Origin of the sequence: Cylindrospermum sp. FACHB-282, from assembly GCF_014697195.1 — a bacterium.
In the GTDB taxonomy this organism is placed as follows: domain Bacteria; phylum Cyanobacteriota; class Cyanobacteriia; order Cyanobacteriales; family Nostocaceae; genus Cylindrospermum.
In genome coordinates this window covers 163435-176496 of the sequence record NZ_JACJRJ010000003.1, presented here as the reverse complement: position 1 = coordinate 176496, position 13062 = coordinate 163435, and the positions used below count along the sequence as shown (strand labels likewise).

At 40.5% G+C, this 13062-nt stretch carries 11 protein-coding genes; 9 read left to right on the top strand and 2 right to left on the bottom strand.

All coding sequences use genetic code 11. From position 1 onward, the window contains the following. Window positions 1–58 precede the first annotated feature (58 nt). Both H6G32_RS02805 and H6G32_RS02800 read left to right on the top strand, forming a co-directional pair. Window positions 59–1987, top strand: coding sequence for a GAF domain-containing sensor histidine kinase (locus tag H6G32_RS02805; protein ID WP_190454435.1), 1929 nt, complete (start codon window positions 59–61; stop codon window positions 1985–1987). Beyond that, complete coding sequence (locus H6G32_RS02800) at window positions 1980–2657, top strand: N-acetylmannosamine-6-phosphate 2-epimerase (RefSeq protein WP_190454432.1); 678 nt, start codon at window positions 1980–1982, stop codon at window positions 2655–2657. The genes H6G32_RS02805 and H6G32_RS02800 overlap by 8 nt, the downstream gene beginning before the upstream one ends. A gap of 227 nt (window positions 2658–2884) precedes the next feature. Here H6G32_RS02800 and H6G32_RS02795 read toward each other — a convergent pair whose 3' ends face one another. After that, window positions 2885–3817 (bottom strand): hypothetical protein, encoded by a 933-nt coding sequence (locus H6G32_RS02795; protein ID WP_190454429.1) that lies wholly within the window; start codon window positions 3815–3817, stop codon window positions 2885–2887. 147 nt (window positions 3818–3964) lie between these two features. On the opposite strand from H6G32_RS02795, the gene H6G32_RS02790 reads away from it, so the two are divergent. From H6G32_RS02790 to H6G32_RS02760, 7 genes are all read left to right on the top strand, one after another. Continuing rightward, the gene (locus tag H6G32_RS02790; protein WP_190454425.1) at window positions 3965–4885 is read left to right on the top strand and encodes a metallophosphoesterase family protein; all 921 of its coding nucleotides are present in this window, start codon (window positions 3965–3967) and stop codon (window positions 4883–4885) included. Between the two features lie 277 nt (window positions 4886–5162). Next, on the top strand, window positions 5163–6509 hold the full coding sequence (locus H6G32_RS02785) for an AAA family ATPase (protein ID WP_190454421.1): 1347 nt from the start codon (window positions 5163–5165) through the stop codon (window positions 6507–6509). Beyond that, window positions 6506–7147 (top strand): retron system putative HNH endonuclease, encoded by a 642-nt coding sequence (locus H6G32_RS02780; protein WP_190454417.1) that lies wholly within the window; start codon window positions 6506–6508, stop codon window positions 7145–7147. The genes H6G32_RS02785 and H6G32_RS02780 overlap by 4 nt, the downstream gene beginning before the upstream one ends. Before the next feature lie 62 nt (window positions 7148–7209). Beyond that, window positions 7210–7497, top strand: coding sequence for an antibiotic biosynthesis monooxygenase family protein (locus H6G32_RS02775; protein WP_190454412.1), 288 nt, complete (start codon window positions 7210–7212; stop codon window positions 7495–7497). A 263-nt stretch (window positions 7498–7760) separates the two neighbouring features. Continuing rightward, entirely contained in the window at window positions 7761–9350 is a 1590-nt protein-coding gene (locus H6G32_RS02770; protein ID WP_190454410.1) for a B12-binding domain-containing radical SAM protein, read from the top strand. A 386-nt stretch (window positions 9351–9736) separates the two neighbouring features. Further along, window positions 9737–10024: a type II toxin-antitoxin system HigB family toxin gene (locus tag H6G32_RS02765; RefSeq protein WP_190454408.1), complete on the top strand. Its 288-nt coding sequence runs from the start codon at window positions 9737–9739 to the stop codon at window positions 10022–10024. 128 nt (window positions 10025–10152) lie between these two features. Next, entirely contained in the window at window positions 10153–10554 is a 402-nt protein-coding gene (locus H6G32_RS02760; RefSeq protein ID WP_190454405.1) for a helix-turn-helix domain-containing protein, read from the top strand. 54 nt (window positions 10555–10608) lie between these two features. On the opposite strand, the gene pcrA is transcribed toward H6G32_RS02760, so the two are convergent. After that, window positions 10609–12933: a DNA helicase PcrA gene (gene pcrA, locus H6G32_RS02755; protein ID WP_190454402.1), complete on the bottom strand. Its 2325-nt coding sequence runs from the start codon at window positions 12931–12933 to the stop codon at window positions 10609–10611. Window positions 12934–13062 lie beyond the last annotated feature (129 nt).

Genomic DNA, 13062 nt, shown 5'->3' with positions numbered 1-13062 from the left:
AACAATCAAGAAAGACTTTTTAGTCTAGCATTCAGCCCTTCTTACCAGATTTTTGAAAATGCTTAGTTCTCCAGATTTGAGCTTTTCTCGAACCTTACCTTTAAGTGTATTTAATCAGCTTGGGGAATTGTTGCAGCAGATGGCTCAAGCAGTAGGAAGTACCACATTGGTACTGACAGAAGCTGTGCTGGCGCGAATTCGCATCCCTGTGCTCTGGCAGAGACAACGGTTTACATTGATGGTTTCTGAGCGGTTTAGTGCGCTGTTGGTGGGAAATGGGGAGGATGGGGAGCAAATTGACTCAACATTAAATGCTAGTTTGACATTTAATTCCGAGGCGATCGCATCTTTTGTCTCGAACTTGAGAGATTTGTTTGAGGATAATTCTTACATCTCCAAAAACCTCGAATGCTACCGTCAAATTATTGCTCCTAATGATGCCACTCTTCAAACTAAATTCACTCTGTTGTTATTAGAATATCTCCTCCCCCAGCTAAACCCAGATTTGACAGCAATTTCCATCTCCCCCAATCCTGACATTTATAGTTGTCAGCCGGTAGAAAATGCCCTGAAAAAACAGATTGCCCAAGAGCGGTTGTTGAATCAGGTGACAACGCAGACCCGCAAAAGCATGGATTTGCCAGTAATTATGGCAACAGCAATTACACAAGTGCGGGAGTTTTTGGAATTAGACAGATTAGTAATTTATAAATTTGAACCTGCTAAAGTCAAGACACAAGACAAAATACTCAACGGCCAATACTCACCCCCTGTGTCAGTGAACTCCCAAACACCAAAACAAGACTGGCAAAAGTCTGGGGGTTGTATTGTCCATGAAGCCCTTTCTACAGAGACTATTCCCTCAATGTTGAATTATCAGGAAAAAAATTGCCTGACGCGCAACTCTCAATGTTGGGACAAGTATCGCCAAGGTTTTATCTTAGCTGTAGAAGATGTGGAAAAAACTTATGTCCTGGAAGAGTGTTTGTTGAATTTTTTAAGAGAAAAGCAAGTCCGGGCAAAGTTGGCAGCACCAATTATATTTGAAGATAAACTGTGGGGACTTTTGATTGCTCATCAGTGTCAAGCACCTCATGAGTGGAGTGAGAGCGAAAAAAACTTGCTAACTTCCATTGGGGAACAATTAGCGATCGCCATTCATCAAACAGAGTTAATGCACTCTCTCACCCAAGAAAAACAAACCCTGGAACAACGAGTGATTGAGCGCACCACCGCCCTAGGAGATGCCCTACTCGCCGCCGAAGCTGCCAGCCGCCTCAGAAATGAATTTCTAGCTACTATCAGCCATGAATTACTCACGCCTTTGACTTACGTCATCGGGATGTCTTCCACATTGTTACGCTGGCCTCTGGGTGAATTGAGTCCCAGACAACGGGATTATTTGCAAACTATCCACGACAGTGGAGAACATTTATTACAGTTAATTAACAACATCCTCGATATATCCCAAATAGAAGCTGGCAAAACAGTTTTAAATATTTCCGAATTTTCCTTGGTGAAAATAGCAGAAAATACTATACAATCCTTAGTAGATAAAGCAGGGAGTCAGCAAATAACGGTCAAACTTGATTTGCAAATTGACCCAAAACGCGATCGCTTTACCGCCGATGCTAGAAGAGTAGAAAGAATTCTCTGGAATCTATTAACTAATGCCATCAAATTCACCCCAGAAGGTGGCAGTGTCACCTTGAGGTTTTGGATAGAAGACGACACCGCCATTTTTCAAATAGAAGACACAGGTATTGGCATACCTGAAGAACAAATACCACTGTTGTTTGAAAAATTTCAGCAACTTGATACACCCTATCGCCGCCGCTACGAAGGCACAGGACTCGGTTTAGCTTTAACTCAACAACTAGTAGGACTCCATCGGGGTCGAATTGAAGTAGAATCAACTGTAGGTATTGGCTCAATTTTTACTGTCTGGATTCCCGCCCAGCCAATGAGATTAATCACAAATGACTAATTTAATTCAAAACCTTAATCAAGGACTAATTGTATCTTGTCAAGCACCTGTAGATTCACCAATGTATGAACCTATAGTAATTGCCGCAATGGCAAAAGCATCTGTCAATAATGGTGCAGTTGGCGTCAGAATAGATACGCCAAATCACATCAAAGCCGTGCGCCAAAAAGTGCAAGTACCAATTATTGGGTTATGGAAACAAGTAATAGCCGGTTCTGATGTCTACATTACTCCCCAGTTTCACCATGCTGTCGCTGTATCTGTTGCAGGTGCAGATATTATTGCCATAGATGCAACTACGAGAAACCGCCCTGGTGAGGAAAAACTGGTAGATATTATTGCCCAAATTCATCAGGAATTAGGTAAACCAGTAATGGCAGATGTGGATACAATTGAATCAGCAAAAGTGGCTGTAGATGCTGGTGCAGATATTGTGGGAACAACTCTTTTTGGATACACTGCGGCAACTAAACATCTTACTCCCCCTGGTTGGGAACTCCTGAAACAGATAGTAGAAAATTTAGATGTTTTCGTAATTTGTGAAGGTGGTATTTCTTCACCTCAAATGGCGCGTCAAGCTTTAGATTTAGGCGCTGATGCTGTGGTAGTCGGAACTGCAATTACTGGGATAGATTTGCAGGTTAAAGCATATACAAAAATTTGCCCTTAAGTAAGTAGGCGAAAAGAAATCAAACTATGTTAAGCAAAGTAAAAACTATATAGTCTCTAAAATATCGGCTTCTGCAATTCTTATTTTCTCTCCTGCTAAAGTGTTTTGATGCGTCAGGGGACGCATCCTACCCGTAGCGTGCGTTCCCTAACGCACGGATTGATATTTTCAATGAATAAAACCAGCACTCATGTTTAGCGTTTTTTGTCAATGCATAAGTCCTAGATTTATGATTTAACTTGCAAATTCATCGACTCGCTACGTTTAAAAATCACCATTTTATTACCAACAACCGGGTTACGTGCTATCAGCTTATCTTGAGAATCGATAATTTCTAGATGAGTGAAATCTAGTTCTTTAGCGCGTTGTAATATATCCGCTGCTAGTTTATCTTGCTGGGATGTTTTGAGAGTGTACCAGTCATCACTAATGTTGATAGTTAAATTGCTGTTGCGGAAATTAGCTTGAATAGATTTTATCAAACTGGCAGGAGTGCCTTCACCCCCGGTGCGCTGTAAGCGGCTAATTTCCCCTAATTGGCTTTCGATAGCAGCAATCAAGCTTTCTTCCGGTGTCAATTCTACAATTGGCGCTGGTGTCGGTGTAGGTTCCGGTGTTGGTGTAGGTTCCGGTGTTGGTGTAGGTTCCGGTGTTGGTGGTATTTGTGTTTCTGGCTGCGGCGTAACTTCCTCCACTGGCTGAGGTGTCGGTGTTGCAGTAACCGTTGGTGTCGGTGCTGGAACCTCCTCAACAGGGGGAAGCGTTGCTACCTCAACAGGTTTACCAGTGAACACAGTCGATGTTGTCCAAATTATCACCACAGCAATTACGGCGACAATTCCCGCCAAAGTTGTATCAGACAAATTGTTTGATACACTTGAGGGCAAAAACAAGCGAACTGTCCTTAAAAACCGGCTCAAGGACGAATCTAGCCGCTGTAAAAAGCTGGTTTTTTTCTCCGTACTAGCTGGCGGCGCTGTCTCCAGCTTAACTACCGTTGTTTCTAAAACCCCAATTGTTCCTCTGAGAAATCGAATAATTGTCGCCTTCCAAATTGGCGTAACTGTCTGTTTGGGTTTTTGGGGAGGTTTACTTACCGGCTGATTCCCTTGCGGTTCAGGGGAAGCAGGTGGTTGTGAATTCTGATTGTCTTGTGACATGGAACTTTCACCCGGACTATTTCATTCTTTCAAAGCCTACAATAACTTTTAGGTATTTAGTCCCGCTCAAGGAGGACTTTGTTTGTATGTCCGTAAACTCGTGTCGCCACTTCTAATCCTTAGGCTAATTGTTGAATTTGGAGATTTATGAAGTTTAAACGCCGTCAATTTTTATTTTTAGGTAGCCTCAGCACAATTAGTGCAGGGTTTCTTGGTTGGGCATTATCTCGTCAAAATAGCCAAAATGCTGGTATTCTTCCTTTAGAAACAGCCATTGCTGCTAACCCAAACAAAAAAGATTTGTTGTTGCGTTTTGTGTCTGTTGCCGATACAGGGACAGGGGCTAAAGGACAGTATGCTGTAGCTGGAGCGATGAATTATTATCATCAGCAAAACCCCTACAATTTAGTTGTTTTAGCTGGCGATAATATTTATAATAACGGCGAAATAGAGAAAATTGGCGCTGTTTTTGAACGTCCATATAAACCTTTGCTCAAGCAAGGTGTGAAATTTCAAGCTTGTTTAGGTAATCACGATATTCGCACTGCTAACGGTGAAGCACAACTCCGTTATGCTGGATTTAATATGAATGGACGCCGATACTACACATTTCGTCGGGGTTCGGTGCAATTTTTTGCCTTAGATACTAATGGTAATGCAGATTGGAAAAATCAGTTACCTTGGTTAGAAAAAGAATTAAGTCAAAGTAAAGCTTCTTGGAAAATCGTATTTGGTCATCATCCGATTTATTCATCTGGTCAATATGGGAGTAATCCAGATTTTATTAAAACCTTAACTCCTTTGTTTAAGAAATATAACGTTCAAGCTTATATCAATGGTCATGAACATAATTATGAGCGTACTCGTGCTATTGATGGCACGACTTACTTAATTTGTGGCGCAGGTGCGGGTAATCGTCCTGTAGGTCGTTCTCTGTGGACGGAACACTCTACTAGTAATTTGAGTTTTATGGCTTATGAGGTGTATGCAGATAGAATTGAGTTGAGTGGAATTGGTACTAATAAACGCGTTTTTGATCAGGGTGTGATTAAGTTGAAGAGTGTTTAAACGCAGAGGTACGCGAAGGTTAGCGCAGAGGTACGCGGAGGGTTTTTCTTGGGTATTCGCTGCGCTATATGTAGATTTTTGGAATATTTTTTCTCACGCAGAGGCGCAAAGGCGCGGAGAGAAGGAGGAGTTTTGAGGGAGATCTAAAGGTTTGTAGTAAGGGCTTCAGCCCTACTTTGATGGACAAAGCCCTCATTACGAACTAATTTCAACATTTGTTATCTTACTTAAGATAGTTTGATTTCTTTTCGCCTACTTACTTATTTGGGTTACAGCTATGAGAGTTAAGCAGTTAAAAATGCAATCGTTTCGCGGAATCGCTGATTTGACGCTGGATTTTGATGAAAAAGAACCAACGGTGTTTGTTGGTATTAATGGTGTGGGTAAATCGAGTATTCTTGATTGTATTGCTATTCTTTTGTCAAACATTTTAAAAGAGATTGTCTATCCTACCTTAGATTCAAATTTAAATTCATTTTCATTTATATTTTCGTCACCAAAATCTCTAAAATTGGGAAAAGTTGATGAATATGAAAAAGCTACACCAGGACAGCCAGAAATTAAAGAACGCTTTTTCTCTGAGACTGATATTACAAATGGGTATAAAGAAACAAGTAATCATATTTCAATCTCAATAGATTCAGAGAAATTAGCATTTTGTAGTTCTAGCAGCAAAGAAGTCAGCGATTATAATAATAAAATTGTAAAGTTTTTTCAAAAAATACATCATCAATCGAAACAAAATCATAGCTTAAATATCCCATTGGGAGTTTTTTATTCAGTGAGCCGTGCTGTCATTGATATTGATTTACGAATTATTGATATTAGTCTACTTAAACAAATCGATGCCTATGATGAGGCATTAAATGGTATAAAAATAAGTTTTCACAGATTTTTTCAATGGTTTCGGTCTGTAGAGGATTTAGAAAACGAAATGTTGCGAGATAATCGTGACTATTACAATCCGCAGTTAGAAGCAGTAAAACAAGCTATTTCCTCACTAATTCCCGAATTTTCTAACTTGCGTGTGCGTCGTTCTCCTAATCTAAGAATGACTGTACAAAAACAAGGTGAAGAACTAATCATTAATCAATTATCTGATGGTGAAAAATGCTTGCTCGCAATGGTAGGAGATTTAGCCAGACGTTTAGCAATTGCTAACCCAGGTTTAGAAGAACCGCTGCAAGGTGCTGGTGTTGTTTTAATTGATGAAATTGAACTACATCTACACCCAAAATGGCAAAGGGAAATTATTCCAGCTTTGACAAGAACATTCCCCAATTGTCAATTTATTGTAACAACCCATTCACCCCAGGTAATTAGTGAAGTAAAACCTGAAGGAATTTATATTTTAGAAAAGACTGATACAGGTGTTGTCGCTAATCGTCCAGAAAGTTCTTATGGTAGAGATAGTAATCAAATTTTAGAAGACTTAATGGGTGTTCCTAAACGTCCACTAGAAATTAAGGATAGTTTACATGATTTATTTAAACTGATTGAAGAGGGAAATCTTGATGGTGCTAGGCAATTATCTCAACAAATTGCTGATATTATTGGAGAAAGTGAGCCAGAATTAGTAAAAGCGCGTGTATCTATTCGACGTAAAGAGATTTTGAAGCGGTGAAATATATCAAAAAACGTGAGGAACCAGAAAGCTTTACTGCTTGGAAGAAACTAGCAAATGAGGATTGGAGTCCAAGCTGGGATAACTTCAGCAAACCAGAGAAAACTGATGTGCATGATTCCTTGTTGCAAGAACAAGGTTATATCTGCTGTTACTGTGGAAGGCTGATTAGTAATAAAACTAGCCATATTGAACATTTAAAACCTAGAAAAACCTATCCTCATCTAACACTAGATTACACAAACATACTAGCTTCGTGTCAAAGAGAAAGAGAACCTAAAGAACCTCTGCACTGCGGAAGCAGTAAAGATGAATGGTACGATGACAATCTCATGGTTTCACCTCTAGATATTAACTGCGCTGAATTCTTTATATATACAGAAGACGGACAGATTTTATCAACAGAAATTATAGATAAAAAATCTGCTGCTAACATAACTATTAATAAGCTTGCTCTCAATATTGATAAGCTGCAAAAAATGCGTATTGGAGCAATAGAAGGTATCTTAGAAGGTTTAGAGGAACTTACAGATGATGAGAGAGAAATGCTACTGCAACGCTTTTGTCTACCTGACGAAAATGGACACAATGAAGAGTTTTCTGCTGCGATAACATATATTCTCAAGCAATATATTTAATCTAGAATCGTGTATGCAATAATTATTCATGAATGCTCTAAAAAAATATTTACTCAAAACAGATGATTCTTGAAGCAGTAATACTTCATATCAAACCTGGATTAGAGCAAGATTTTGAAGCCGCTTTCAAACAAGCCTCTAGCATTATTTCGTCCATGAATGGATACATATCTCATGAACTCCATAGATGTATAGAAGTCAAAGGCAAATATTTATTCCTTGTCAGATGGGAAACTTTAGAAGATCATACCGTGGGATTTCGAGGTTCTGCTGAGTATCAAGAGTGGAAAAAACTGCTTCATCATTTTTATGATCCGTTTCCCACCGTTGAACATTTTGACCAAGTTTAGACGCAACAGAATCACTAGGTTGTTGCCATTGTCCTAGTTGAGAAGATGATTTATACCTTTAGCTTGAATAAATTCAAACCCAAAAATATCTCAAAAAACTAAATAGACATCAGTGGTAGGATTGGTTGAGCAATTATTCTATAATCAGACAAACAATCATAGAGCTTTAGCTGCATTGATCTAGAAGCGGAAACAATCTTGCACCATTTCAGTCTTTGAGTGAAATAAACCAGCAACAAAAATTTAGGCTTTGAATCATCATAATGAACGTATTACTTATATATCCCCTCTTTCCAAAAAGTTTTTGGTCGTTTGAAAAAACACTGGCTTTGTTAGACCGTAAAGCGATGCTACCACCTTTAGGCTTGGTGACAGTTGCGGCGATTTTACCTCAAGAATGGGACTACAAGCTAGTAGATAGAAATGTTCGTCAAATCACGGAAGCAGAATGGGCTTGGGCTGATTTGGTGATTTTGTCGGCGATGATTGTGCAAAAAGAGGATTTGCTAGACCAAATTCGGGAAGCCAAGAGTCGAGGTAAGCGTGTTGCGGTGGGTGGCCCTTATCCGACAGCCTTACCCAACGAAGTGACAGATGTGGGTGCGGATTATTTGATTTTGGATGAGGGGGAAATTACCTTACCATTATTTATGGAGGCGATCGCACGCGGTGATTCTACAGGTGTCTTTCGCTCCGGCGGTGTAAAGCCAGATGTTACCAGCACTCCGATTCCTCGCTTTGACTTGCTGGAGTTTGATGCCTATGCGGAAATGTCAGTACAATTTTCCCGTGGATGTCCCTTCCAGTGCGAATTTTGCGACATTATTGTTCTTTACGGACGTAAACCCCGCACTAAAGCCCCAGCGCAACTGTTAGCAGAACTTGATTATCTCTACGAACTGGGTTGGCGGCGCAGTATTTTTATGGTCGATGATAACTTCATCGGTAATAAGCGTAATGTCAAATTATTTCTCAAAGAACTTCTGCCTTGGATGGTGTCACATCAATATCCCTTTTCCTTCGCGACAGAGGCTTCAGTTGATTTAGCCCAAGATCAAGAATTGATGGATTCGATGGTAGCGTGTAATTTTGGGGCGGTTTTTCTAGGTATTGAAACCCCCGACGAAGAAAGTCTCGCCTTCACTCAAAAATTCCAAAATACCAGAGATTCCCTCAGTGAAGCGGTGCTGAAAATTACCCGCTCAGGATTGCGAGTTATGGCAGGTTTCATCATTGGCTTTGATGGCGAAAAGCAAGGTGCTGGGGCACGAATTGTGAAGTTTGTTGAGCAAACTGCAATTCCCACTGCCTTATTTAGTATGTTGCAAGCGCTTCCTGACACAGCCCTCTGGCATCGATTGGTTAAGGAAGGACGACTCCGCAGCAAATCTGCCAACATCAACCAAACTACGTTGATGAACTTTGTCCCTACAAGACCATTAGAAGATATCGCCCAGGAATATGTGCAGGCGTTTTGGGATTTGTATGAACCATCACGGTTTTTAGACCGCGCATACCGTCACTACCGCCTTTTGGGCGAAGCAACCTATCCCAAAAAGGGCAAAGGTGCTAAGAAACCATTGAACTTGACGGTACTCCGGGCATTGTTGGTCATCTGCTGGCGTCAGGGTGTGGTACGTGATACCCGTTGGCAATTCTGGAGCAATCTGTGGAATATGTATCGGCATAATCCAGGTGGGGTGAGTAGCTATTTAGCCGTTTGTGCCCAAATTGAGCATTTCGTGGAGTATCGCCAAATTGTCCGCGAGCAAATTGAGGCTCAAGTTGCTGAGTTTCTGAAAGCGGAAGCAGCAGTACAGCTTGAGGCGGAAAAGTCCCAAGTCTTGGTTTAGGGACTTCCAAAAAAATACCCCAAATATTCCGTAGAACAGGCGTCTCGCCTGTTCGGGGGCAGGCAAAATGCATGAGTATCAACTTAAACGAAAACCCTTTTAAAATCTCGTTCCCAGCCTAAAGGCTGGGAATGCCTGCTTCAAGGCTCCGCCTTCCGTATAAGCGGCAGAGCCGCACTGATTGCATTCCCAGTCGGAGACTGGGAACGAGATCAAATGTGCCTATAGAAGCGCTGCTGAGTTCAGCAGATCGCTTAATTTGACATGGATTTTCAAAAATTACTTTACAGAGGCTTGACGGTTAGTTCTCATTATGAGAATATTATATGGAATAATCACAATAGATGGGAAAAAACAAATGGTTAAAATTCTATTTGGAATAAATTATGAAAATTATTGGTATCGAATACCTATCTGAATTTGGTCAAGTTCATCCTGATGCTGAGGTTCCTCTTGATGTATGGCATCAGATTGCTGAAAAGGCAGAGTGGAAACATATTATAGATGTAAGGGAAGTATACCCTCATGCAGATTTTGTAGAAGGATACACAGTCTTTAATATAGGAGGAAACAAGTATCGATTAATTGCCAAAATTACATATATAGCAAAGACGATTAAGATTGAATCTGTATTAACTCATAGTGACTATGATGAAGGAAAGTGGAAGAAATGAAGAAACTTATGAGTTTTTGTTGCTTCCATAGTTTGATAGGACTAGCTTGGTGAACATAACTATCTAGAGATACGGTAACACCGTGTCTCTAGAGAACTTGAGAGGATTATACCCCTAGGGGGTTTTATATGACTAGCACACTAAATAAAGAAGAATATTCTAAGCTACTTGCGGAAACTTTACCAAGAATTATCGACACGGAAACAGAGCATAAGCGTCTACTAAACGAAGTCGATAAACTCATGGATTTAGGTGAAAACCTGACGCCAGAACAAGTTGAAGTTTTACAACTGCTAGTAACACTAATTGAGCAGTATGAAGATAAACACTATCAACTTAAAGCCGCAACGCCCCTAGATATATTGCAGGAGTTAATGTTAGCCAGAGGACTCAAACAAAAAGACATAGTGGATGTTTTTGGTTCCAAAGGTATTACTTCAGAAGTGATAAATGGCAAAAGAAGTATTAGTAAAAATCAAGCCAAAGCACTAGGAACCTTTTTCCATGTATCACATACCCTGTTTTTGTAGACTAAATATCGGGGTGGATTTGCTGATAAATTCACCCCTGAAAATGAAAAATATTTAGTCCAGTTTTTGTAATTGCGCTACTCTGGGGTCAACAATTTTTTGCCCTAAACTAGAGAATTTAATCGCTACAGATAACTTGTTACCTGTGCCAAAAATATGGGTAATTTCTCCAATGCCAAAAGTTTTATGTAAAACTCTGTCGCCTACTTGCCAATTTTGTTTTGTATCTTGCTTGGTACTTGTCGAAGCAGCACCTTTAGTAAAACTGCGACTACTTTTATGTTGATTCGTTAATAACTCTTCTGGTAGTTCGTCGAGAAATTGCGATCGCATCGCGGGTTCACGAGAACCATATAAACGGCGTTCGCGGGCGTGTGATAAAAATAACCGTTCTTGGGCGCGAGTAATTCCCACATAACACAAACGGCGTTCTTCTTCCAATGATGCTGGATCATTGATGGAACGGTAGTTAGGAAATAGCCCCTGTTCTAACCCCACCAAAAAGACTACGGGGAATTCCAGCCCTTTGGAAGCGTGCAAAGTCATCAGCGAAACGGTTGCTTTCCCTTCTTTTAAGTTATCCAAATCGGAACTGAGGGCAGCACTTTGCAGGAATGCTTGCAAGCTAACCTCTTCGTTTTCTTCTTGAAATTGCAGGGCGGCGTTGTAAAGTTCCTGGACGTTTTGCACCCTATCGGTGGCTTCATCTGTGCCTTGATTCATCAAGTCTTGGACGTAACCAGAGTCTTCGATAATGCCATTTACCACCTCTGTAACGGGCATGGTGGCAATATTTCCTTGCCATTTTTGAATCATTTGGGCAAAGCCATTTACGGCTTTTGTTGCCCTTCCAGCTAAGGTATTAACTGATGTTTCATCGCTCAGTATTTCCCACAGGTTTGTCCCTAATTGCTGAGAAGCGTTGATCAAAGCTTCAATAGTGGTTCTGCCAATTCCTCGCCGGGGAGTATTGATAACTCGTAATAAACTAACTGTATCAGATGGGTTAGCGATCGCGCGTAGATAAGCGACTACATCTTTAATTTCTTTGCGATCGTAAAACCTCATTCCTCCCACAACGGTGTAAGGAATTTGATATTTAACTAATAAATCTTCAAAAGGACGAGATTGAGCGTTAGTGCGATAAAGTATAGCGAAACTACCCCAGTTTATATCTGGATTTTGGTATTCTAAAGTCCGAATTTGACCGATAACAAAATCGGCTTCCTCCATTTCATTATCTGCTTTATGAAAATAAATTTTCTCACCAGCCCCCCGCGTCGGTTTAAGGACTTTATCAATCCGTTGGGTATTATTTTCAATTAATTCATTAGCAGCTTCGAGAATGTTTTCACAAGAGCGATAATTTTCCTCAAGTTTCACCATTGTTCGGGTGTCATCATCCTCCAAGCCATCACCAAAATCTTGCTGAAATTCTAGCAAAATGGTGAAATCTGCCATTCTAAAGCTGTAAATTGACTGGTCAGCATCACCTACGACAAAAACCGAGCGATTTTGCCATTCCCAGGCACTCTTACTGTCTTCCCCATTTGTCACTAATAGGCGGATTAAGTCGTATTGAGTGCGGTTAGTATCCTGATATTCATCTACAAGAATATGGCAAAATTTACGATGCCAGTAACTTAATACTTGTTCATTTTGCTGAAATAATCTGGTAGGAGTTAGAATCAAATCATCAAAATCAAGGGCGTTATTTTCTGCTAGTCTATCCTGATAGGAATTATAGACTTGGGCAATTACTCTACCGCGATAATTTGGTTGTTCTAGCTCGAATTGCTGGGGTGATAAGCCTTGGTTTTTAGCATTACTAATAGCATAGCGAACAGAACGAGCATCAAATTTCTTATCGTCGAGGTTTAGCTGTTTAGTGACGATATCTTTAATCAAAGTTTGAACGTCAGATTCATCAAAGATGGAGAAATTACGATTCCAGCGACGTCCTTTTTCATCTTGATATTTTTCGATATCAAAACGGAGGATGCGAGAAAATAGGCTGTGGAACGTCCCACACCACATATTTTTGATGGTGTTTTTGTAAACTTGCGATCGCAACTGAGTTTGCTGGTATTCTGTCAACAAATCCAACCGCTGACCATGTTGTGACATCGCCAACTGTTCAGCAAATAACCGTTGAATCCGTTCTTTCATCTCCCTCGCGGCTTTGTTGGTGAAGGTAACCGCCAGGATATTTTCTGGATCTACCCGATTTTTGAGAATCAGGTTAGCAATACGATAAGTTAGCGCACGGGTTTTACCGGAACCTGCGCCAGCAACAACTAGCAACGGGCCGCAGTAGTGTTCGACGGCTTGACGTTGGCTAGGGTTAAGGTGGCTGAGAAAGTCAATGCTTGTGGTCATGGATAGCCAATGCGACTGGAAAAAGAATCGCTTCTCTTAAAATGATAACAATCAAGACATATCAGATGATTATCTCAAGTGCAACCTTTCCATGTCTTTCTATAGCTTTCTATAGGCTGTTCATAACTA

Excerpts from the sequence above, each read along its gene's own strand:
- H6G32_RS02800 (WP_190454432.1), top strand. The coding sequence starts at position 1,980 with ATGACTAATTTAATTCAAAACCTTAATCAAGGACTAATTGTATCTTGT.
- H6G32_RS02785 (WP_190454421.1), top strand. The coding sequence starts at position 5,163 with ATGAGAGTTAAGCAGTTAAAAATGCAATCGTTTCGCGGAATCGCTGAT.
- H6G32_RS02770 (WP_190454410.1), top strand. The coding sequence starts at position 7,761 with ATGAACGTATTACTTATATATCCCCTCTTTCCAAAAAGTTTTTGGTCG.
- pcrA (WP_190454402.1), bottom strand. The coding sequence starts at position 12,933 with ATGACCACAAGCATTGACTTTCTCAGCCACCTTAACCCTAGCCAACGT.
- H6G32_RS02760 (WP_190454405.1), top strand. The coding sequence starts at position 10,153 with ATGACTAGCACACTAAATAAAGAAGAATATTCTAAGCTACTTGCGGAA.
- H6G32_RS02775 (WP_190454412.1), top strand. The coding sequence starts at position 7,210 with ATGATTCTTGAAGCAGTAATACTTCATATCAAACCTGGATTAGAGCAA.
- H6G32_RS02790 (WP_190454425.1), top strand. The coding sequence starts at position 3,965 with ATGAAGTTTAAACGCCGTCAATTTTTATTTTTAGGTAGCCTCAGCACA.
- H6G32_RS02805 (WP_190454435.1), top strand. The coding sequence starts at position 59 with ATGCTTAGTTCTCCAGATTTGAGCTTTTCTCGAACCTTACCTTTAAGT.
- H6G32_RS02765 (WP_190454408.1), top strand. The coding sequence starts at position 9,737 with ATGAAAATTATTGGTATCGAATACCTATCTGAATTTGGTCAAGTTCAT.
- H6G32_RS02795 (WP_190454429.1), bottom strand. The coding sequence starts at position 3,817 with ATGTCACAAGACAATCAGAATTCACAACCACCTGCTTCCCCTGAACCG.